This window comes from Fibrobacter sp. UWS1 (assembly GCF_002300445.1).
Classification (GTDB): Bacteria; Fibrobacterota; Fibrobacteria; order Fibrobacterales; family Fibrobacteraceae; genus Hallerella; species Hallerella intestinalis.
In genome coordinates this window covers 423,118-444,615 of the sequence record NZ_NSGW01000002.1, presented here as the reverse complement: position 1 = coordinate 444,615, position 21,498 = coordinate 423,118, and the positions used below count along the sequence as shown (strand labels likewise).

Here is a 21,498-nt window from a genome sequence, read left to right as displayed (position 1 = left end):
CGCCAATTATACGCCCCGTCTTGGGTGTCCGAGTGAAACTTCAAAATTCGGAAATAGAAAAAGCGGCAGGGCGCCGCTTCTTCAAAAATTCAAATGAGAGACTCTTCCTCTATCCCACAAACTCGCGAGCATTGCGGAAGAGTTTCATCCAAGGACCGTCTTCGCCCCAATCCGCTGGATGCCAGCTGTATTGAACCGTGCGGAACACGCGTTCGGGATGCGGCATCATAATCAGCGCGCGACCGTCCTTGCTCGTAAGCCCCGTAATGCCAAAAGGCGAACCATTCGGATTCAACGGATAACGTTCCGTGTACTGATGATTGCCATCGACATAACGAAGACTGACAAGCCCAGAAGCGACGCAGGTCTCCGCGTCTTGACGGCTGGCAAATTCCGCGCGGCCTTCCCCATGCGCCACCGCAATCGGCAGCACCGATCCGGCCATGCCCTTCAAAAGAATGGACGGCGTATCCTCGACCTTGAGGCTCACAAAGCGGGCTTCAAAACGCTCCGAAAGGTTCTGTACAAAACGCGGCCAATGTTCCGCGCCCGGGATCAGATCCTTCAAATTGGAAACCATCTGGCAGCCGTTGCAAACTCCCAAAGTAAAAGTGTCCTTGCGATGGAAGAAGTTTTCAAATTCCTTGCGGGCCTTTTCGTTAAAGAGAATGCTCTTTGCCCAGCCTTCGCCTGCACCGAGAACGTCGCCATAGCTAAATCCACCGCAAGCGACCAGTCCTTGGAAGTCCGCCAAAGAAACGCGTCCGGAAAGGATGTCCGTCATATGAACGTCGATGGATTCAAATCCGGCACGATCAAACGCCGCCGCCATTTCCACTTCGCCATTCACCCCCTGTTCGCGGAGCACTGCCATTTTCGGGCGGCTGGCATAATCCTTTTTCATCTGCATATCGAAAGTGACTTTCGGCGTAATGCCCGGGTCGTCCTTTTCGAGCTTCAGCTGGTATTCGCTTTCGGCGCAAGCCGGATTATCGCGGAGAGCGGCAATGCGATGCGTCGTGTCGCTCCAAATAGCGCGAAGTTCCGAAATGCCGACCTTGTAATCGCCGACGATGAATTCGTAAGAATCGTTCAGCGTACCGATGTCCGAGACGCACTCGCCAAGTCCCGCAGCAGCAAACGCCGCCTTGATCTCTTCGACATTTTCGTCAGCAACTTGCAGAACCGCACCGAGTTCCTCGTTAAAAAGGATTTCCACAGCGTTGCCGCAAAGCGCCGGAATATCCAGAGTGACACCGGTATGTCCCGCAAACGCCATTTCCAGAGCCGTCACGAAAAGTCCGCCATCGCTCTTATCATGGTAAGCGAGAATCTTTCCGCTCTTGTTCAAATTCTGGATGGTTTCAAAGAATGCGCGAAGTTCCTTGGCATTTTCCACATCGGGAGCGGCATTGCCCAATTCGCAGAAGACCTGCGCAGCAATGGACGCGCCCATGCGATTTTTACCGCGAGCAAGATCCACCAACAGCAAGCGGGACGGACGTTTCAAAAGGACCGGCGTCAGCGTTATGCGGGCGTCAGCAACGGGAGCAAACGCACTGATGACCACCGAAATCGGAGCCGTCACGTTGTGCTTTCCACTTTCGTTTTCCCAAACCGTGCTCATGCTCATCGAATCCTTGCCGACGGGAATCGTAATGCCTAATTCCGGGCAAAGTTCCATGCCAATCGCCTTGACCGCTTCGTAAAGATCCGCACCGTCGCCCTCGTAATTCGGGGAAGCCATCCAGTTTGCGGACAAATTGATGCGACCCATGTCGGCAATGCTTGCGGCAGCCATATTCGTTATCGCTTCCGCTACCGCCATCCGCGCGCTCGCTGCCGGAGAAATCAACGCCAGCGGGGCGCGTTCGCCAATGCTCATCGCTTCGCCTTCATAAGAATCCAGAGTCGCCGTCGTCACGGCCACATCGGCAACGGGAACCTGCCACGGGCCTACCATCTGATCCCGAGCAATCATGCCCGTAACGGAGCGGTCGCCAATCGTAATCAGGAATGTCTTGTCAGCAACGCTCGGATTCGCCAGCACCCGTTCGGCAATTTCTTTTACCGAACGATTCTTCAGCACCGGCTCCGACGAAAGCGGACGCTTGACCGAATGATTGTCGCGAATCATGCGCGGCGGCTTTCCAAGAAGCACGTTGAGCGGCATATCCACCGGCGTGTTTCCAAAATGCGAATCGGAAAGAGTCAAGTGGTTCTCTTCCACGGCAGTTCCCACCACGGAATATGGGCAGCGCTCGCGCTTGCAGATTTCGTCAAAAATCGGGAGCTTGTCCTGCGGAACGGCAATCACATAACGTTCCTGCGATTCGTTACTCCAAATTTCATACGGGCTCATGCCCGGCTCGTCATTGGGAACTTTGCGCAGTTCAAATTTGCCGCCCACATTGCCATCATGAACAAGCTCCGGGAAAGCGTTGGAAAGTCCACCCGCGCCCACATCGTGAATAAAGGCAATCGGATTTTCTTTTTCCAATGCCCAGCAACGATCGATGACTTCCTGGCAACGCCGCTGCATTTCGGGGTTTCCGCGCTGCACGCTCGCAAAATCCAAATCCTCGTTGCCGCTCCCGCTCGTCACGGAACTCGCCGCACCGCCGCCAAGACCAATCAACATGGCAGGGCCGCCCAAAGCAATCAGAGCGTCGCCCGGCTGGATGCGTCCTTTCGCAATAAATTCCTGCTTGATATTCCCAAGCCCGCCAGCCAGCATAATCGGCTTGTGGTAGCCGCGCACCTCTTTGCCCTTTGCCGATGGCACTTCCTCTTCGAACGTGCGGAAGTAACCCAGAATATTCGGACGGCCAAATTCATTGTTGAACGCAGCACCGCCCAGAGGCCCTTCAATCATAATGTCCAGCGGAGACGCTATGCGGGAAGGCTTTCCAAAATCCTTTTCCCACGGCTGCACATATCCCGGAATTTTCAAATTTGAAACGCTGTAGCCCGTAAGACCCGCCTTCGGCTTAGATCCGCGCCCTGTCGCGCCTTCGTCCCGAATTTCGCCGCCACTTCCCGTGGCCGCTCCCGGAAACGGAGAAATCGCCGTCGGGTGGTTATGCGTTTCCACTTTCATCAGCACGGGAATCGGTTCTTCGTGCCACTCGTACTTGTTCGTCTTGGGGTTCGCATAATAGCGGCCCGCTTTCGCGGCACCATCCATCACCGCCGCATTGTCCTTATAGGCCGAAAGGATATTCGTCGAATGCAGCTTGTAGGTATTCTGAATCATCTGGAAGAGCGAAAGATCCTTCTTTTCGCCATCAATCGTCCACTCCGCCCCGAAAACCTTGTGGCGGCAATGTTCGGAATTCATCTCGGCAAACATGTAAAGCTCCACATCCGTCGGATTACGATGGAGAGCCTTGAAACTGCTTATCAGATAATCCTTTTCCGGTTCCGAAAGGGCGAGCCCCATTTCCTTGTCCGCGCGAGCGAGAGCGTCCCTGCCTTCTGTAAGAATCGGAATTTCCACCAGCTTCTTGGGTTCCTCGTGCATAAAGAGGACTCCCAACTGGTCGAAGGAAGCGAGCACTTTCTGCGTCATGCGGTCGTGAATCGCCGCTTTCACCTTTTGAGAAACTTCCGCCGTGACCCCGCCATTAAAATCGATGTAATAAGCGACCGCGCGTTCAATGCGCTTGACCTCCGCAAGGCCGCAAATGTGGGCGATATCCGTCGCCTTGGAACTCCACGGGCTAATCGTTCCTGGACGGGGAGCCACCACAAAAAGAGTGCCCTCCGGATTCCGGGCTTCCATCGACGGACCGTAAGTCAGGATTTTTTCAAGGGTTTCCTTTTTTTCGGCGGAAAGTTCCTTTTCCAAATCGACGACATGGATAAATTCCGCATAGATTCCCTTGACAGGAAGAGCGTCCTGCTGAAAATCGGAAAAAAGCTTTTGAATGCGGAAGGCCGAAAGGGCCGGAGAACCACGAAGAATCATCATAAAAATACCTTGCGCTAAAGGTGAATTTCGGAATCCAAAAATAGAAATTTTAGACAAGAGAGCTAGCGAGTACTCACAAAAAGCAAGGTCTCTCTAAAAATGGCTTAGGCAAATGCTTCGACAAACTCAGCAGCCACTTGTCGAACTAGTCGAAGGGCGGCAAAATGCAGCTTTTCCATTTTTATTATTTTTGTTCCCATTATTTTTTATCCGTTTTGCAGAGATTTTTATGTGGCTACTCTATGCAATTCTTTCCGCTGTTTTTGCGGCTCTGACTTCCATCCTGGCAAAAATTGGCATTGAAAATGTCAATTCCCATTTGGCAACCGCCATCCGGACCACCATTGTGCTATTCCTTTCCTGGGGAATCGTCTTTTTGACACGCGCGCATTCCGGAATTTCCAGCATTTCCTACCGTAGTTTCCTTTTTCTCATCCTATCGGGGCTAGCCACAGGCGCATCCTGGTTATTCTTCTATAAAGCGCTCCAACTGGGAGAGGTTTCCAAAGTTGTTCCCATCGATAAAGCGAGCATCATCCTGTCCGTTTTGTTTGCTTTCTTTTTTCTGGGGGAACCGCTGAACGCCCGCGCCGTTTGTGGGCTCGTGCTACTTGGAGCCGGAACATTCCTGATGATTCTTTAACATTTTGCCTCCGCATTCACCTCAGGAAGTACAAAAAAAATGAAGGCGCAAAACCTTCATTTTTTGAATCCATCTATTCCGTTTCTTAGAACCAGCGCCATGTAATGCCAAGGGTCACCGCATCGCGATATTGCGTATCTTCATCAATGTCCTTGTCATAAGCCACATCCACGCCAACGCTCAAAACGATAAGCGGAGCAATCGTTACGTCCAAACGGTTTTCCCACTTGCCATCGATTTCATCAACACCCTTGAAATTCACGAAAGCCCACAGGCGAGTTTTGAAAGAAGCCAAAGAGGAAAGGGCGACTTTGTATTCCGTCACGCTTTCCAAACCCGGTTCGTCCTTGAAAGTTTCAATCTTTTTCGTATCGGCATCGTCGGCCCAGCCGTAACCGTCCGAAATGGTCATCCGATTCGCAAAGGCGATACTCTGTCTAAAGTTGTCATTCGGGGCAAACGAAACACCCAACATCTGCGTAAAGTAGCCCGGATCCATAAAGCAGGAAATTGGCGTTTTTGTCGAATCCGTATAGGTGTAGCTCTTGGCGAACTGGGATTCAAAACGAAGGCCCGCATAAGGTTCAAACGGTTTGAAATCGTTTTCAGCGACCGTCGTTTCAATAAAAATCTTGTCGTTGGACTTGCGGGTTCCCAAGCCTTTCATATAGGTCTGTCCCCATTCCAGTTTCACCACGGAACGCCAGTCGAAATGCGAAAAATGGCCGATTACGTCGGCATCGTATTTCAGGATCCAGACGTTCGTGTTCACCCCGTCGGCCCCATTGTTCCAGTTGCTGTAATGTTGGCGCGTAAACTGTGCAGAAGCGAGCACGTCGGCATTCCAATTTTTCGGAAGAGCATCGGAGAACATACCGTCTTCCGCAAAAGAAGATGCGGCAAAAAGAGTTGCGGCAAGTGTCAAAAATTTTGTCATTTTCATCATATTTCCAAAATTAACTCCTATCCTGTTTTCCGTAAAGAGAAAAAAATTTCTGAATGTGACCTAGTTCAAATTCAACGCTTCTTTTTTTTCTTTTTCGGCGGGGTGTAATTCGACCCGACCGGATTGCCTCCGTTTTGCTTTCGGGCGAACGAACCGATTTTTTTGAACATTTCCTTCATCTCTTCAAACTGGCGCAGCACCTGATTGACCCGGGCGGCGTCCGTTCCCGAGCCTTTGGCGATACGCGCTTTGCGGCTGCCATTGATAATATTCGGGTGTTTTCTTTCCTTTTCCGTCATCGAACTGAGAATCGCCTCGACATAGACCATTTCCTTTTCATTGATCTTGTCCAGCGGGAGCTTGTTCAATCCCGGAATCAGCCCCAGAATATCCTTGATGCGACCCAATTTTTTAATCGTGCGCAGCTGGCGCAAAAAATCGTCCAAGTCGAAAGTGTTGTTCAGGATCTTCTTTTTCAAATCCTTCGCGTCCCGTTCGTCAATCACCGACTGCGCTTTTTCCACTAGAGAAACGACGTCGCCCATGCCGAGAATCCGACTCGCCATGCGATCCGGATGGAACAGGTCTATTTCGTTCGGTTTTTCGCCCACACCGATAAAGCAAATCGGAACTCCCGTACTTCTTTTAATCGAAAGAGCCGCACCGCCCCGAGCATCACCGTCCATCTTGGAAAGGCAGACCCCGGTAAAATTCAACCGGTCAAAGAATGTCTGTGCGACGTTCACCGCTTCCTGACCGATCATCGCATCGGCTACGAACAGGATTTCTTCCGGGTGCACCGCTTCACGCGCCTGTTCCAGCTCCTGCATCAACTTCTCGTCGATTTGCAAACGGCCCGCCGTATCGTAAATCACCACGTCAAAGCCGTTCTGTTCGGCGTATTCGTAACCGTGCTTGATAATTTCGACCGGATTGCCTTCGCCCTCGTCATAAACGGGAATGCCAATGGATTTTCCGAGAACCTGCAACTGCTTGATGGCAGCCGGGCGGTAAACGTCGGCGGCGACCAGGAGCGGTTTCTTTTTGCGCTTGCTTCGCAAGTAGAGCGAAATTTTGGCGGCGAAGGTCGTCTTTCCCGAACCTTGCAGACCGACCATCATAATGCCCACGGGCGGTTTTCCCGAAAGCGCGAGTTCCCGCGTATCGCCGCCCATCACCTGCACCAGCTCATCGTGGATGATTTTCACAATCTGCTGCCCCGGCGTCACCGAAGTCAGCACTTCCCTGCCCATCGCCTTTTCTTTGACCGCTTTTACAAAATCGCGGGTCACATTGAAGCTCACGTCCGCTTCCAAAAATGCCCGACGGACTTCCCGCAGCGAATCCGCCACGTTTTCTTCGGAAAGAGTGCCCTGCCCACGCAGGTTCTTAAGGGTCGATTCCAGAGATTCTGTCAATTGCGAAAACATCATAGTGGGCGAAAATATAGGAAATTTCGGCTCATTTTTAGAAATGAGAAGTCAGGAGTTGGAAGTTGAGAGTTGTAAATGGAAACTGCTTGCAGCCCGTCAATACAAATACCATTCCCATTTTACCGTGCAATCGGAATTCCAGTAATCGCTCTGCTCTTGCTCGTCATAGTCTTTCAGATAGCCGATACTGGAAACGCTGTAACACATTCTCGAACTGTAATTGTCGTCGCCGTCGGAAGACACGTCTTCATCTATGACTGTTGGACATACTTTTATCGTTTGGGTCAAAGCGGGGATTGTTTTTGTCGTACAAGAATTTCCGCTCCAAAATTTCGTATTATCTTTATCCAGCAACTTTCCCGTATAAATCGTCGAGGATTGCCCGGCAGAAGTTATGGCGTAAATGGTAAAGGAAATTTCCGGGTCGCCAACGCCCAAGCCATCCCAATTGTTTTCGGTTTCAAAATATGTCAGGCAGAACTTCATGCTTTTTGACGATTCCAGATAGCTTTTGCACTGATAGCCGTAAGTGGAGCAGCAATAGGAATCCGAATAAGCGGAAGTACCGAGTCTGCATTTTTCCGATTCGCTCTGGTAGCTGGAAGAAGAAGAATACGTGTAGCACTGGTAACCGTAATTATAGCAGCACCAGGAATCCGAATAAGCGGAAGTACCGAGTCTGCATTTCTCCGATTCGCTCTGGTAGCTGGAACTCGATTTGTAGAGTTCGACATCCCGGTCAATGTCCCAAGAGATTTCGTCTTCAATATCTTCCTGTACGGATTCGAAGGGGGATTCGGTAGTGCAGGCGAAAAGGAAAAGCGCAAAAAAGGATAAAAATAGAAGTCGCATCATTCCTCCTTAAAAGGCGAAGTCCATGCTGAATCGCCAGATGCCTTCGTTGTCGATGGGACCCAGGCTGTTCGATGTTTCCGCGGACTCTATCAGACACTGCCCCTGAAGGGAAACGTGCCTCGAAATATTGATGCCGAAACCGAAATAAAACATGAATTCCCAATGGTTCCACCCAAAAGCCCTGTTGCTAGATGTACTTTCTTCCGACCAAACGTATGTACCTTCGTGGTTCCCGAAATGCTCTCCGTAAGCATCAATCCAGCTGTAGATGGGCTTTACAACGTGGACATCCAGACTGACGAAAACGTCGAAAACACTTCCAAGCGGGATTCCCAGCCGCAAAAGCAGCGGAATTTCCACTGAAATTTTGTGGTATGTGTATTCGAAATCCACATCGAAGGAATAGAGGTTGCCATAGTTGTAGTCGTAATAGTCCCGTTCTTCTTCAAGATTCGCGTATGTGTAGGCGGAGTTCAGCCCCGTCTGGAAGGAACCGTTGGAATAAAAATACCAGCGCGCCAAATAGCCTATCGAAGGGTTGATTATTTCGTAGTTGTCGAAATCGGTCTGAAACTCGATTGAAATTCCCTGGTAAAAAATCCGCATTTCCGTCTGGGGAACCCCATTCGTTCCGACCGTGTCGAAATGGGAAACGGTGCTTTCCTTCAAAATACCGCTAGAGTCAGGTGCACTATCCTGAAGAGCGACAATCGCCCGACTCGTCACCGTATCTTGTGGCGGTTTCGGGGAGGAAATTTCGGTTTTACGAATGTCCAGAATTTGGAAATCCTTGGTCGCGAACGTTACCATAAAAAGAGAGTCGCCGCTTTCCTTTTGAAATTTGAGGACGGAGTCCGCCGAAGCTTTGATGTTTCGGTTTCGTGCAATCCATCCTTCCAGCTTTTGAAGGCTATCCGCTTTGGCCTTTTGAGCAAGGCGTTCCGTTTGTTCAGCAAATGCCTGGCAACCGCAGATGTTTTCAATCTGGACGCAATTCGAATCATTCCGCTTTTCTTCCGGGCAAAGGCGGCAAAAGTTCCGACATTCCTTGGTCTGCGTTAAAAGCGGCTCCTCGGGTTCCTCGATTTTTGTAGAGTCGTTGTGCGCCTTGGATTTTATGCGCAGCGGGGTCTTCGCCGTTTGAATTTTGACAAGGGAATCTCCGCAGAATTGCAAGTCTAGCGAACAGAATTTTCGGCGACACAGGAGGTCCATCCCTTTCGAGAGCTTTGCCACAGCAAATTCCCTAGCTCGGGCTTCCCGAATTTCCACTTGCCGAATGCTATCGAGAACGTCGCTGCAATAGCACAAAGAATCTATTCCGCTGCATACCGAATCCATCGGATTTGCAGAACAGGTAGTGCAAAGGGTGGCACACATTTCACCGGCAAACAGTGGTGCCGCGAAAAAAATCGGAATGCAAAATCGAAAATTCATAAAGCTACTTCTACGAAAAACCTAATGAAACGCTAATCGTTTACAAACAAAATAATGAAAACCGTCGCTGCAACCGAAGCAATTCCCGCCCATATATACGCCCCAATCGGAGTCTCCACTTTTTGCTCTTTTCCTGTACCCTTATCCTTCACGAACAAAGCGGAATCCCCGATATCATGCCATTTGGTAGCTTCTTCAACACTTAAGGTTTCATAGCTCACAGCAAGGCCGGAATATTTGCAACGCACCGATCGGGTCGTCGTATTTTTGTGCTCCTCCATCACAATGTTAATGATATCGTCGATATTCGGATTTCTCGAAATGGCGAATGCCAAAAATGAAATTTTGGAACAGTTCGCGTTCTCTTCCCATAAAACGGGGCCAATGATTTCGGCGTGTTCCGCTCCGTAATTCACAATATTTGTTCGATTATGGTAAGTGACTTCACGCTCGCTGCTGTCCGTCCGGACAGTTGCACACGAGGCGAACATCAGCATTGCACAAAAGAAAACGAGTTGAAAAGCCTTGTTCATTTCCATCTCCCGACAATATTTTTAGTGCTAAAAAATCAATACCATCGAAAACCCTGACGCTTCATGCAGTTGGAAACAAAGTCGCCGCGTTCTACGTGATCTTTGCCCGCTTCGTATTCGCACTGGGCAAGGGCATTTTCGGTTTCATACTCGCTGACGCCCTGTTTATGCCAGCCGACGGCACAGCCCGAAAGCACAAGGCAAGTCACAATACAAAGGACGAGAAAGGAAAATTTTTTCATGAGAATCTCCTGCATTTTCGCTTTCTTCAATGTAAAAAAAAACATACATCGTCAAGTGTTTTTTGCCATATTGTGAACTTTGACCGGAAAATTTGGGATTTATATATAAAATTCCACCTCGATTTGCTTGGTTGGTGTGCTTCGACAGGCTCAGCAACCGGTTGTCGAACCATGGTTAGCGACTAGTGAGCAGGAGGAGGTAGTTGGGAGTTGGGAGTTGGGAGTCGGAACTGATAACTGATAACCGAGTTTCCCCTCTCGCGACGTAACACATCTTATTCCACCCCACAAAACCAAAACTTCCCACCGCCAAGCGTGGCGGGGGATAGGGTGAAGGGAAAAGGGGGCTGGCCTTCGCAACTCTGAAGCCCCCTTATCCCTTCCGCCCGCTGCGCAAGCGAGCTCCTCGCAGTCTGCGAGAAGAAATTTTCCTTGTGAAAAAGAAATTCCTGTATTGAAAAAAAAGAGTTCCACTTTGCGAAAAAGATGTTCACACTTTGAAAAAATTTTTAATTGAGAGTATTTGGTGGAAGATCGTATATAATTCCCGAAAATTTTCAAATCGATGCCTTTGCGAGTGGCAAAAAGTCAGTCGTCAGTGGTCAGTTTTCGCGCAAAAGACTTCTACATGACCGGACGAAATTTTCTTTTTGCGTTTCCATTTCGCCAAAAATTCCACCTTTTTCGATAAAGCGAATACACGCATTCACACACGAGTCGACTCCCCCGCGCATTTCCCCTCAATCCATTGCTTTTTACTTCATCGCCCTTTCCATTTTCAGGCGGACGACCATTTCATTGTACAAATCCTGCAGGCAGTCTTCAATCGTAATCATCGGTTTCCAGCCCAAATCCATAATTTTTTGGGGGTCGCCAATCAAAAGAGGAATATCCAAAGAGCGTTCCTTTGCCGGATCAAAACAAAAATCCACATCGACATCGGCAATTTCGAGCAACGTTTCTGTCAATTCCCGGAATGTGTAGGATTTTCCAGAACAGATATTGTAAATCTCCCCCGCCTTGCCCGCTTGCAGCACCTGAATCAAACCGCGAGCCACGTCCCGCACGTCCAAGACATCTCGGCTCACATCCAGACTGCCCGAATAAATAATCGGTTCGGCCCCGTATTTTTTGATTTTCACCAACTGGCTCGCAATCGACGGAATCAAAAACCGACGGCTATGATGCGGTCCCGTAAAATAAAACGGGCGAATCATCACAATGTGCATTCCATAAGCATTGGCGAACTGATTCCCCAAAAGTTCCATGCAAGCCTTGGATGTCGCATAAGAAGTCAGCGGATTCGGGCGATCGGACTCCTTGTGCAAAGTCGTCAGAAGTGTTTCCGAAGAACGCCCATAAACTTCGCTGGAACTCAAAAGCAGTATTTTGGCTTCCGGCACAATCTGCCGTGCGGCTTCCAGCAAATTCTGCGTTCCCAGCAAATTCGTGCTGAGGGTTTCGTAAGGCTTCTTGTAAGAAAGCCCCACGCTGGACTGGCTCGCCAAATGGTAAATCGCCCGCGGATTCGCTTCTTTGATGACCGAAGCCAAATCCTTGTAATTCAGCAAATCTCCCGTCCGGTAATTCACATCGGAAACTTTTTGCCACGGCTGCGGCTGCTCGTCGCTAAAGCTGTAAAGTTTTTCGCCGTTTCTCGTGACCGATGTCAGAATGTGAAATCCCAGAGCTCCCGTTCCGCCCGTGACCAAAATACTCATCCGCTAACCTCCGGCAATACCGCTTTCCAAGCTTCTTTCACCAGCGATTCTTCGACATTGGCAACTTTTTTCACCTCGCCGATTTTCACCGGGAGAATATACACCCGATTGTTCTTTTCGACTTTCTTATCGATGGCCATCGCATTCCAGGCCGCATCCGCCTGAACGCCGTCCACCGTTTTGGGAAATCCAAAAGCGTCCAAAAGAGCCGTCTGCCGATCCTCTTCCTCTTTGGAAATCATACGGCGCAAAACAGCGAGACGTGCCGCCACCCGCATACCCAAGCTCACGCCGATTCCATGCGAAAATTCATAGTGGTGCAAGTTTTCAATCGCGTGTCCAAAGGTGTGCCCGTAATTGAGAATCGCCCGAAGTCCTTGTTCCTTTTCGTCAATGCCGACGACTTCCGCCTTGATTTCGCAGCTGCGCCGCACAATATGCGTCAAGGCTTCGGAATCCCGCGCAAGAATTTTCTGCACATTTTCTTCGAGATAAGCGAAAAATTTCTCGTCGTAAATAACGCCGTATTTGAGTACTTCGGCAAGCCCCGCCAGATATTCCGAAGGCGGAAGGGTCTGGAGAACGTCCAGGTCGCACACGACCGCTTTGGGCTGGTAAAACGCGCCGATCATATTTTTGCCTTCGGGGTGGTTCACCGCCACCTTGCCGCCGACAGAGCTATCGACCATCGAGAGCAGCGTGGTCGGGATTTGCACAAAATCGATTCCGCGTTGATAAGTCGCCGCGGCAAAACCCGCCATATCGCCGACGACGCCGCCCGAGAACTGGAGCAAGCACGACTTGCGGCTATAACGGCGACGCAGCATAAACGTGTAGAGTTGATTCAGGCTGGATAAATTCTTGAATATCTCGCCGGCCCGAAACTTGAACGCCGGGCAATCCCCCGCTTCGTGCTTCAGCATCCCCAAATTGCGGGACTGCGCTTTGGCAATCGTCGTATCCGTACAAACCAGAAAGGAATCCTTCGGAGCCAAACGCAGACCGGAAAGGAGAGTCGAAAACTGCGAAATCAGCCGGTGGCCAATAAAAATCGGATAATGCGAACCGCCGGAAGGTTCTACATAAACGGCTCGCGTTCCCCAGAATTTCAGTCCGCGAAGAACGGCGGCAATCACCACTTCCTCGGAATCGTTCGTACTTTCCACGCTAAAATCGGCCAAGGCATAATGCGGTTCCCTTTCCGCAAGCATCTTCTTGATTTTTTCCAGGCGTTCTTCGGGAGAAAGCCCCGACATCAGCGGACGCGTGTCCTTGCGCCCAATCCGTTCCGAAAGGACTTCCGGTTTCGCCCACAGCCGCACAATCAAGCCTGTCTGACGAATCAGGGAAACAACGGATGGCTGCGTCAGCGTGCCGCCTCCCAACGCCACAACTTTCGGCGTCATATCTTCGGCGATTTCTCGAATGACCTGCAATTCCATTTTTCGGAAAGCCGCTTCGCCCTCTTCTTCAAAAATTTCTGAAATGCTTTTCCCTTGACGTTCAACAATCAGCGCGTCCGTATCCACAAAAGTCGCATGCAAGCGTTCGGCAATGCTCCTGCCAATGCGGCTTTTTCCGCTCGCCATAAAACCGGTAAAATAAATCGTTTTCTTCAAAGCAAACATCACATTTCCTCCACAAAATCCACAGCCGCTTTCATCGTTTTTACGTCGGCCTTTTTCCCCGGAAACCAGAATTCGAAACTTTTCGCGCCCTGATACACCAGCATGGCACTGCCTCCGATTGTTTTGCAACCCGCCGCTTTCGCTTCCCGCAAAAGCCGAGTTTCTTTCGGATTATAAACGATGTCGCACACTGCGAAGCGGGGGGAAAGCATTTCTTTCGCCAGCGGAGAAAGCCCCTCGTTCGGAACCATACCTACGCTCGTCGCATTCAGCACCAAATCCACGTCTTCACGAATCTTTCCAAACTCGCCAAATAAAATATGCCCGACCGCTTTTTGCGGAAACGCGGAAGAAAGCGCATCGGCAAGTTCCGCACCACGTTCTTTGCTTCGAGCGACGATTGTCAAACCGGCAATGCCTTCCGAAAGCATGGCGAACGCAATCGCCCGAGCCGCACCGCCATTTCCAAGAATCGCCACACGCAGACCTTTCAAATGGATTCCGTGTTCTTCCAAATCGCAAAGTGCCCCGTAAGGATCCGTCGTCGTGCCCAAAAGCCTGCCGCCGACAATTCCATTTTCCCAATAAAGCGTGTTCACGCTCCCCGTAAACCGGGAAATTTCCGAAACGCCGTCCAAAAAAGTTCCGACCTTTTCTTTAAAGGGAATCGTTACGTTGGCGCCCAAAAACTTCATGGCGCGGAAACCTTGAATGGCCAATCCTAACTCGGAAGGCTCCGGAGAAAGCGGTACATACGCCGCATTGATGCCCAGCTTTTCAAAAACCGCATTATGCATACAAGGCGACTTGCTATGACCGACAGGGTTTCCGAAGATGGCGAGCAGTTGAGTACGTCCATCTATTTTTTTCACATTTTAAATATAATTGAAAAAATGTCCGATGAACACGAAAATAGGAATCGAAAATGGGGACGCTTCAAAATACGGCGCAATAATCCTAAATAATAATTTGTGGGGCGTGGTCAAAGGTCAGCGGGGAGTTGAGAGTTGAAGTAGATATAAGGAAAGCGGATTCTAGCCGCTTTACATTCAACATATAAAACCCAACGAAATAGGCGAAAAAGGTCTTGGAGAGAACAAAGAGGGACGGCGGTCTCCTGAGTCTCCGTGATTCGAGAAGTTAGCAAAGCAGCTGCTGAACCTTGGTTTGTGCCCTTCAGCTAGTTCGACTAGTTCGACAAGCTCACCAACCAGCGGATCCTGAGCCTGCCGAAGGGCAGGGACCGGTTGTCAAACTAGTCAAAGCAGACTAACAACTGGTAACTGAGAACTGATCAACGCCTACCTTAATTTTTCGCTTGGCAGTCTTCATAACCCGCCATCCGAAACTAGAGCGTTCTCTTGAGCGCTTCGATTTCCGCAAGGGATAGGCCGAAATGTCTGGCAATCTCGGCTTCGGTCAGCAAGTTTTCTCGCAGCATCGCCGTGGCGATTTCCCGTTTTGCAGACAGGGAGCCTTCAGCGCGTCCTTCCTCGCGTCCCCGCAGAACGCCGTCGGCGATGCGCACATCGATTTCGTCCTGAGTCACCATTTCCTTCGCCTGCTCCTTCAACAGTTCGTCCTGCGCCGAACCCACGCGGATACGTTCCAATGCGCCGCTGGCCAGGGGGTCGCCGAAGTCCCGGACGTTTCCCCTTTCGCCGGCGTGGGTGAGGAGGTAGAGCCAAAGGTCCTCCCGGGATTCGGGACCGGACAGCTCGCCGCGCTCCTTCACGAAGTTGGGCAGGTCCACTACAATATACCTTAATATCTCCAGTATTTTATAGCGTTTCTGTTTCTTATTTCACACGGATTTTCTGGACTTGAGAATCTATGCGGACGATGTATGCGCCAGCGTTCTGCAATTCTATGGAAAATTCCGGGGAGTTCACCACACCGCGACGCAGCACGCGGCCTTGCAAATCGAGTACTGCAAAGGCGGAGCCGATGCGGGCGTTCTGGATTTGGAGAGTGCGGTTTTGAACGTGGAGATTGAAGCGGGGATGCGCGCTAAAGTGGAGAGCATCCGGATCTTCGGAACTGGAAGAACTCGACACTCCGCTCGAAGAACTAGGAGCTTCCGAGGAGCTGGATGCAATCACGCTCGAAGAACTCTGCACCGCCGAAGAGCTGGATTGCACAACCGCCGAGCTGGATGACATAATGCCGAACGAACTCGATGATACGGAAGAACTGGAAGCGATCATGCTCGAAGAACTCTGCATCGCCGAGGAGCTGGAAGCGATTGCACTCGAAGAACTTTGTGCTACGGAAGAACTGGAGTTCGCGGAGCTGGAAGAGAGCTTGATTTCCTCATACTTCGCGGTAATCTTCAAATCGCCCGTGACGGTAATCGTGTCGCCGGGCATTCCCAGCTTGTTGCCGTCGCCGTCATACCAGCCCACAAATTCGTAACCATCCTTTTGCGGGGCTTCGGGGAGGACGAATTTTTCGTCCTCTACCACTTTCGCCGTATCGAGGATTTCCCCCGAATCGCCGTAGATGAAAATCGAGCGCAGAATCAGCTCCTCGAAAAGCGCGGAAACGGTCAGGTCACTCACGATTTTCGCAAAGCTCGGCGTCCAACCGATGAACTTGTAACCATTCCGGGTAGGAGCCGGATCGGGAGCCGTGGCGGCGGTGCCGTAGGCGACCTGCTGCGTGGCGAACACTTCCGAACCGTTCATGAACGTGACCGTGTATTTCACAAGAGTCGAATCGTAAATCGCTTTGTATTCCGCATTGGCGACGACCTTGACCACGGCGGGATTCCAGCCGGCGAAAGTGTAGTCGTAGGCGACCGTCGAAGCGCGGGTGGGCGTTTTCGCATAGCCCGGAGTCGCGCCGTAGAGGTAGGAGGATTCCTGCAACTTAGTGCCGTCATAATCCAGGAACGTGACTGTGTAGGAGTTGGTCGTCTGCGTGTAAGTGGCGTAATAGTCGAAGTCCTCGGTGGCGGCGGTGGGTTCCACGTGCCAGCCGGCGAAGGCGTAAGAGAACTCCGCGGTGCTGGGGAGGGTGGGCGTGCCCGCATAGGCGGGAGTTTTGCCATATTGCACGGACTGCGAATCGAGAAGGGTCGTGTCGGCGTTGAAGAAGCGGACGGCGAAATAGACATTGGACGCTTCGATATAGACGGCGTTTACGGTCTGGTCGGCGGAAAAGACCGTGGAGGATTTGACCTTGACGTTGCTGCTGTTGAACCAGCCGCTGAACATATAGCCCTCGGCGGGTTCCGGGTCGCTGGGGAAGGTGACAAGCCCTTGGTAATTGGTATAGCGGTTGGAGGTAGTGCCGTCGTCGTTGAATATGACTTTATAGATAGGCAAATTGCTTGCGTTCGCAAAAATCGGATAGCCGCCGTTCCGGCTCCAAGTTTTGCTGTTCGCCTCAGTGCCGTTGGTGGTGTTCAGAATCCAGGCGAACTGGTCGCGCTGCATATTGGCGGTGGTCAAGCCGGTGGCATTGGTGGCGGTCGCCGAATTGCTACCGATGGCGCTAAGGCCGGTGAGTTTATCCGAGTCGTAATAGCAGTTGATGACTTGGGCGGAACTTTTATTTTCACCGACAAGGCCGCCGCGGAGTGCGTATGTAGTACTGAGTGAAGTAGCCACGGAATAGGAATTCCGAATGATGGCCGAAGATCCGCTATTGTATCCCGCGATGCCGCCTGAGTACTTGGAGGAGGCGGAGATGCTTCCGCTGTTCGTGCAGTTGCTCACTGTGCCAGTGTTGTATCCCGCGATGCCGCCTGAGTAGGAGTAGTTGGAGGAGACGCTTCCGCTGTTCGTGCAGCCGCTCACCGTGCCGAAATTATATGCCACCAGACCACCGGCATAGTTTAAGGCGTTAATGGAAGCCTTTTTCATATTCACATTCCGCACAACGCCTTCTTTCGCCAAAACACCTACCAAGCCGCCATAGTTGCTTCCTTTTGTGTAAACTCCATAAATCGAAAAACCAGCGCCATCCAAAATTCCCTTGAAGGTATGGGTGGAATCTTTCCCGATAGGCGTCCAGGCACTTGTCGTATTGACGGTCGAGGTGTTAGCGCCAAACACAATGTCGTTGGCAAGCACGGCGTTAATGGCGTTGTTGCCGTTATTCACCTGCGCCGCAATCCAGGCAAGTTCCTCCGGCGTGGTAATCACGTAAAAGCTCTTGCCGTCTATCTTTTTCATGTTTTCCGGCTCGCTGTTGGAACCCGTCCACGCCGCCCCGAAACTGAAGGAGGCGAACAGAGCTAGTTGCAGGAAAAGGGTTTTAAGTTTTTGCATGATGTTGTCTCCTGTTTTATAACAAAGTTACTTTGGTTACCGTTGCCGATTTCAAATTATGGATTGAATCGGCATTCACTTCCACTCTCACCTTTTGGTGATTCGCCTTGGCGGACGCAAGCAATTGAAATTCCCATTGTCGCCCATCCGGGATAATTTTTAGCCAAAAGTCCTTTTGCGGAATAACGCCCGCATTTTCAGCATCACTTTCCGCGTCCCCGGATTTTCCGGAGTCGTTCTCCGGATTTTTCCAAAACACATTGTAGGCCTTGTCTTCTTTTTCCAGACAATACCCTTCCGTCCCTTTGATAAAGAACGCCCCGTCCGAAGAGAGATTTTCCACGAAGCCTTCAATTATATATGCCATATATTCTCCTTGGTATTTTTAGTCCCTATTTTTCCAGCCTCGTTCCCTTCCAGTTCACAAAATGGTTCGGGAACAGAATTTCCTTAACTGCGGCTTCATCGCCGTCGGCAAACACCTGCGGAATCCCACCGCACCAGGCCCGCACATATTCCTTGCCGAAAATGGAGACCGCGTTTACGATGGCCTTTACCCCATAACTCACGGCATCCTTGGTATAGCGGTACTTTTTAACGTATTCCATCATCTCGTCGCCATAGAGCCAACGCCTGTCTCCCCAATGCCCTACCACCACGGTGCAATAGGCGGCATCGTCCGTATCCTTGCGGTAACGGATGGCCTCGGAAAAAGCCTCCTGCCAAAGGATATCGTCTGGCGGCAGCTGGTAGCCGAACAAAACCACGTGCCTTGCCTTGCGGAGCAATACCCGGGATTCCCGCTGGACCTCCTCCAAAAAGGAAGTGGGCATTCCCTTTATCATGGTCTGCATGATCATGGGAGCATCGCAGGCTCTGGTTTCCGCCCCGCACGAAATGCACTCCAGAGAGTCGTAGCGGAGTTTCGCTTTCCATTCCTTTTCTTTTGCGGTACGGTTGAAATCGTTGTTTTCAAACAGGGGGACGGGGAAAGGCGGGTTCACATGCCGAGACTTGTAGCCCCACTCGTCCCCCAGATAATACATCATCCGTCCGCAGGCGGGACATTCGCGCCAGTTGCAGCAGCCGTGGGCAAAGAGGAAGCTGCCGATTCTGCCTATGGGGGAGCCCGGCGTTCTGTATTCGTTGCCGCGGAAAACGGAAGTTTCGCTTTGCGAATAGGAAAATTCGCCCGGCTTTCTGGCATTATCGTCCGGCGAGATTTTACGGCTCTTGCCCGGCACGCCAAAGTCCAGCCACTGTTCCACCTTCTGCGCCGTCTGCGGCAGATAGTAACCGGCATGGTTCACCTTGCGGTTGGCGTTGAACAGCAGCCACAAAAACACCGTCTCAAAATTCAGGGTGACAACGGCGTTCGAAAGCCTGTAGAAGGCGGGCGTGTTGAATTCGTAGCCCTTGTCGGCAAGGCGACCGCCTTCCTTTTGCATCAGGCGGGCGAGAGATTCCATGAAGTTCACATATTTCTGAAACATCTCCGCGTTTTCGCCCTTGCTCAGGCCGTACCAGGCGTTCGCAAAGAGGATGCAGGTGAACAGCACCAGACAGTTCCTCGCCTTGGGCAGGCGGTTCGGCTCGATGATGACTTCGGACGGGGTCCCTTTCTCATTTTTTAACCGGACGGTTATCCCTTGCCTGTCGCGCAATTTCATGTCTATCATGGTGTAGATGTCGCGAATCAGGTTGTCTTCCCTTTCGTCGTGGGGGCAGACCTGTATAATCTGTTTCAGGGCGTTCCAGTCGTACTCGCGGCGGAGTTCCATGATGCGGCTTCTGAGCAGTTTTTCGTCGGTGTCGTCGCCAAATACGATCCGTCCGTTTTTGATATCCTCCTCATCGACGGTATTCCAGTCCTTTTTTAGGTCGTCGCCCAGAAAACGGATGAAGGCAGCCATGATTTTAAGGTCTCGCCCTTTGAACGGAGGGGTCTTTCCGAAAATTTTTTGAGGCGTGCTGTCGGAAAGGATGTCCTCGAGAGTATCCGTAGACTTTCTTTCTGCAAATCCACGGAAAATCTTGGTTTGCAAGTCGCTCTGCGGCATGCCCAAAAGGGCGGTCGCGCCGGCTCCGATAAAAAGTACCGTTTCAGAAGACCAAGTGATTTGTTCTGCCATTTATTTTTCCCTATTTTCGCAGAAGTGCGCTTCTGCGAAAAAAACATTTCGGGAAGAGGTTTTGAATGCGACTTTTCCCGACTCGGAGCCACCACCGAGCAAAAAGGGGACAGGTTGGAACACTTCCGGCAGGGAAATCCGCTTGCCGGGGTTAGGATTCGTGTCCTCGGAGTTGATTTCCGTCAAATTTGCAAAGAACCGGTAGGAATTTTTATCCTTTGCGTATAGACAAGTTCACAAATCCGACTTATATTTTGCTTGTTGTTGATGAAAACTTTCGCAGAAGCGCACTTCTGCGAGATTCACCGTTGGGCCGGCTTGCGCCCGGAACCTCCCGATTTTCCAAAATTTTCGTTCCAATAATCACAATTTCTTTGCGGAGCAGGATTTTGCGCCTGCTTCGGGTTCTTCACGAACTCCCAGAACGCTTCCTGCACGCGCCGCTTGCTCTCGAAAGTAGGATGCACGTAAAAATCCAGCGTGGTGTGGGTGCTGGCATGGCCGAGAAGCACCGAGAGAGTTTTCAAATCCGTATCGGAAGTCAGCGCATGGGTGGCGAAGCTGTGCCGCAGGGTGTGGATGTGGGCGTCCACTTCAATTCCCGCCGCCTTCAGGAACTTTTTAAAGTGGTTCTGCAAAGTCCGCTGGTCGTGCTTCACCAGAAAACTGTCCGGGGGATTTTCCCTCGCCATTTTCTTCAGCCATTGGAGCAGATTTTCCGGGATGGGGATTTCCCGATGCCCGCTTTCGCTTTTCGGCGGGCAGAGCTTGCGGACGGTCTTCGGGGGCTTTATATTTTCGCACGTTTCTGTTTCCGCGGATTGGTCGGCAACTTTATTTTTCTCGGATTTTTCCAGCGCATTCCAATTTGAGGCTTTCACAATTTCTCGCCTTTCCTTCGTTATATCGGCGGAGACATTTTCATTGGGCAAACGTTCCAGCGTCCCGTGAATTTTAATGGTCTTCCGCACAAAGTCGAAGTCCGAAAATTTCAGGGCGCAGGCTTCGCCCAGACGCATCCCGGTGAATGCAATCAGCAAGAGGCTCCGGGCCGAATTTTCATATCGTGGGTTTTCGTTCTTTTCCAGCGCACGAATCAGCGCGGCCAGTTCCTCTGGCGAGAGGGGAACCGCTTCCCCCTTCCGAATCGCCCCAGCGTGGGGAAAGTCTAATGCATTGAAATCTTCCGGCGAAAGCGACACTTTCAAAATCTGCTGCAAGGTCGCCAGCACGAAACGCCGCGTTGGAATTGCCAAATGTCCGAGAGCGCTTTCCGCAAAATTTCGCACGAGAGCCGAATCGAAACCGATCAACTCCACTTCGCCAAAATACGGCAACAAATACTTTTGCAAAATATTCCCGTATTTCGCCCGGGAACTCTCGCTCCAAAGCGCCGCCTTCTTTTCAAACCACTTTTCCGCCGCTTCCTTGAACCGCATCGCATCTCCTTTGTTCCATGACGGTGTAAAGTTTGCAAAAAATTCTCGAAAAAGAAACAGATTGCCACGGCGCTCTGCGCCTCGCAATGACGGGAGGGTCGCAGGGATTGCTTCGGCTTTGCACAATTCGCCTAAAGGAAGCAGAGCTTCCAAGGCTCATGGGGCCTTGCTCGCAATGACGTACCGCTGGCTTGGATTGCCACGGCGTTATCGCGCCTCGCAATGACGAGGGGCCCATA

At 51.1% G+C, this 21,498-nt stretch carries 16 protein-coding genes; 1 reads left to right on the top strand and 15 read right to left on the bottom strand.

The window, feature by feature from the left end; genetic code table 11:
• Nucleotides 1-109: 109 nt before the first annotated feature.
• Complete coding sequence (purL, locus tag BGX14_RS11950) at nt 110-3,973, bottom strand: phosphoribosylformylglycinamidine synthase (RefSeq protein WP_095880006.1); 3,864 nt, start codon at nt 3,971-3,973, stop codon at nt 110-112.
• A 229-nt stretch (nt 3,974-4,202) separates the two neighbouring features.
• On the opposite strand from purL, the gene BGX14_RS11945 reads away from it, so the two are divergent.
• A complete protein-coding gene (locus BGX14_RS11945; protein WP_073303017.1) occupies nt 4,203-4,616 on the top strand; it encodes an EamA family transporter in 414 nt (137 codons plus the stop codon).
• Between the two features lie 85 nt (nt 4,617-4,701).
• On the opposite strand, the gene BGX14_RS11940 is transcribed toward BGX14_RS11945, so the two are convergent.
• From BGX14_RS11940 to BGX14_RS11865, 14 genes are all read right to left on the bottom strand, one after another.
• Nucleotides 4,702-5,562, bottom strand: coding sequence for a DUF3078 domain-containing protein (locus tag BGX14_RS11940; protein ID WP_233126540.1), 861 nt, complete (start codon nt 5,560-5,562; stop codon nt 4,702-4,704).
• Nucleotides 5,563-5,633: 71 nt separating this feature from the next.
• Entirely contained in the window at nt 5,634-6,995 is a 1,362-nt protein-coding gene (ffh, locus tag BGX14_RS11935; protein ID WP_233126539.1) for a signal recognition particle protein, read from the bottom strand.
• Between the two features lie 96 nt (nt 6,996-7,091).
• Complete coding sequence (locus BGX14_RS11930) at nt 7,092-7,850, bottom strand: hypothetical protein (RefSeq protein WP_095880005.1); 759 nt, start codon at nt 7,848-7,850, stop codon at nt 7,092-7,094.
• A gap of 6 nt (nt 7,851-7,856) precedes the next feature.
• Nucleotides 7,857-9,287, bottom strand: a complete 1,431-nt coding sequence (locus BGX14_RS11925; protein WP_095880004.1) for a hypothetical protein — start codon at nt 9,285-9,287, stop codon at nt 7,857-7,859.
• 32 nt (nt 9,288-9,319) lie between these two features.
• Entirely contained in the window at nt 9,320-9,820 is a 501-nt protein-coding gene (locus BGX14_RS11920) for a hypothetical protein (protein ID WP_143394235.1), read from the bottom strand.
• Nucleotides 9,821-9,855: 35 nt separating this feature from the next.
• Nucleotides 9,856-10,062: a hypothetical protein gene (locus BGX14_RS11915; RefSeq protein ID WP_073303128.1), complete on the bottom strand. Its 207-nt coding sequence runs from the start codon at nt 10,060-10,062 to the stop codon at nt 9,856-9,858.
• A 755-nt stretch (nt 10,063-10,817) separates the two neighbouring features.
• Nucleotides 10,818-11,783: a GDP-mannose 4,6-dehydratase gene (locus BGX14_RS11905; RefSeq protein WP_073303028.1), complete on the bottom strand. Its 966-nt coding sequence runs from the start codon at nt 11,781-11,783 to the stop codon at nt 10,818-10,820.
• Nucleotides 11,780-13,411 (bottom strand): 3-dehydroquinate synthase, encoded by a 1,632-nt coding sequence (gene aroB / locus BGX14_RS11900; protein WP_233126538.1) that lies wholly within the window; start codon nt 13,409-13,411, stop codon nt 11,780-11,782. The genes BGX14_RS11905 and aroB overlap by 4 nt, the downstream gene beginning before the upstream one ends.
• The gene (gene aroE, locus BGX14_RS11895; protein ID WP_073303030.1) at nt 13,411-14,283 is read right to left on the bottom strand and encodes a shikimate dehydrogenase; all 873 of its coding nucleotides are present in this window, start codon (nt 14,281-14,283) and stop codon (nt 13,411-13,413) included. Before aroE ends, aroB begins: the two co-directional genes overlap by 1 nt.
• A 476-nt stretch (nt 14,284-14,759) precedes the next feature.
• Entirely contained in the window at nt 14,760-15,164 is a 405-nt protein-coding gene (locus BGX14_RS11890; RefSeq protein WP_073303032.1) for a hypothetical protein, read from the bottom strand.
• Nucleotides 15,165-15,210: 46 nt separating this feature from the next.
• The gene (locus tag BGX14_RS11885) at nt 15,211-17,688 is read right to left on the bottom strand and encodes an InlB B-repeat-containing protein (protein WP_095880001.1); all 2,478 of its coding nucleotides are present in this window, start codon (nt 17,686-17,688) and stop codon (nt 15,211-15,213) included.
• 16 nt (nt 17,689-17,704) lie between these two features.
• Nucleotides 17,705-18,055 (bottom strand): hypothetical protein, encoded by a 351-nt coding sequence (locus tag BGX14_RS11880; RefSeq protein WP_095880000.1) that lies wholly within the window; start codon nt 18,053-18,055, stop codon nt 17,705-17,707.
• A 25-nt stretch (nt 18,056-18,080) separates the two neighbouring features.
• Nucleotides 18,081-19,820 carry a hypothetical protein gene (locus BGX14_RS11875; RefSeq protein ID WP_095879999.1) on the bottom strand — a complete coding sequence of 580 codons (1,740 nt, stop codon included), beginning with the start codon at nt 19,818-19,820 and terminating at the stop codon, nt 18,081-18,083.
• Nucleotides 19,821-20,122: 302 nt separating this feature from the next.
• Entirely contained in the window at nt 20,123-21,259 is a 1,137-nt protein-coding gene (locus BGX14_RS11865) for a site-specific integrase (protein ID WP_095879997.1), read from the bottom strand.
• Nucleotides 21,260-21,498 lie beyond the last annotated feature (239 nt).

What these genes read in the sequence shown, in the direction of transcription:
- aroB (WP_233126538.1), bottom strand. Translation starts at nt 13,411, where the DNA reads ATGTTTGCTTTGAAGAAAACGATTTATTTTACCGGTTTTATGGCGAGC.
- BGX14_RS11880 (WP_095880000.1), bottom strand. Translation starts at nt 18,055, where the DNA reads ATGGCATATATAATTGAAGGCTTCGTGGAAAATCTCTCTTCGGACGGG.
- BGX14_RS11930 (WP_095880005.1), bottom strand. Translation starts at nt 7,850, where the DNA reads ATGATGCGACTTCTATTTTTATCCTTTTTTGCGCTTTTCCTTTTCGCC.
- BGX14_RS11875 (WP_095879999.1), bottom strand. Translation starts at nt 19,820, where the DNA reads ATGGCAGAACAAATCACTTGGTCTTCTGAAACGGTACTTTTTATCGGA.
- BGX14_RS11865 (WP_095879997.1), bottom strand. Translation starts at nt 21,259, where the DNA reads ATGCGGTTCAAGGAAGCGGCGGAAAAGTGGTTTGAAAAGAAGGCGGCG.
- BGX14_RS11905 (WP_073303028.1), bottom strand. Translation starts at nt 11,783, where the DNA reads ATGAGTATTTTGGTCACGGGCGGAACGGGAGCTCTGGGATTTCACATT.
- BGX14_RS11940 (WP_233126540.1), bottom strand. Translation starts at nt 5,562, where the DNA reads ATGATGAAAATGACAAAATTTTTGACACTTGCCGCAACTCTTTTTGCC.
- purL (WP_095880006.1), bottom strand. Translation starts at nt 3,973, where the DNA reads ATGATGATTCTTCGTGGTTCTCCGGCCCTTTCGGCCTTCCGCATTCAA.
- BGX14_RS11915 (WP_073303128.1), bottom strand. Translation starts at nt 10,062, where the DNA reads ATGAAAAAATTTTCCTTTCTCGTCCTTTGTATTGTGACTTGCCTTGTG.
- BGX14_RS11885 (WP_095880001.1), bottom strand. Translation starts at nt 17,688, where the DNA reads ATGCAAAAACTTAAAACCCTTTTCCTGCAACTAGCTCTGTTCGCCTCC.
- ffh (WP_233126539.1), bottom strand. Translation starts at nt 6,995, where the DNA reads ATGATGTTTTCGCAATTGACAGAATCTCTGGAATCGACCCTTAAGAAC.
- BGX14_RS11945 (WP_073303017.1), top strand. Translation starts at nt 4,203, where the DNA reads ATGTGGCTACTCTATGCAATTCTTTCCGCTGTTTTTGCGGCTCTGACT.
- BGX14_RS11925 (WP_095880004.1), bottom strand. Translation starts at nt 9,287, where the DNA reads ATGAATTTTCGATTTTGCATTCCGATTTTTTTCGCGGCACCACTGTTT.
- BGX14_RS11920 (WP_143394235.1), bottom strand. Translation starts at nt 9,820, where the DNA reads ATGAACAAGGCTTTTCAACTCGTTTTCTTTTGTGCAATGCTGATGTTC.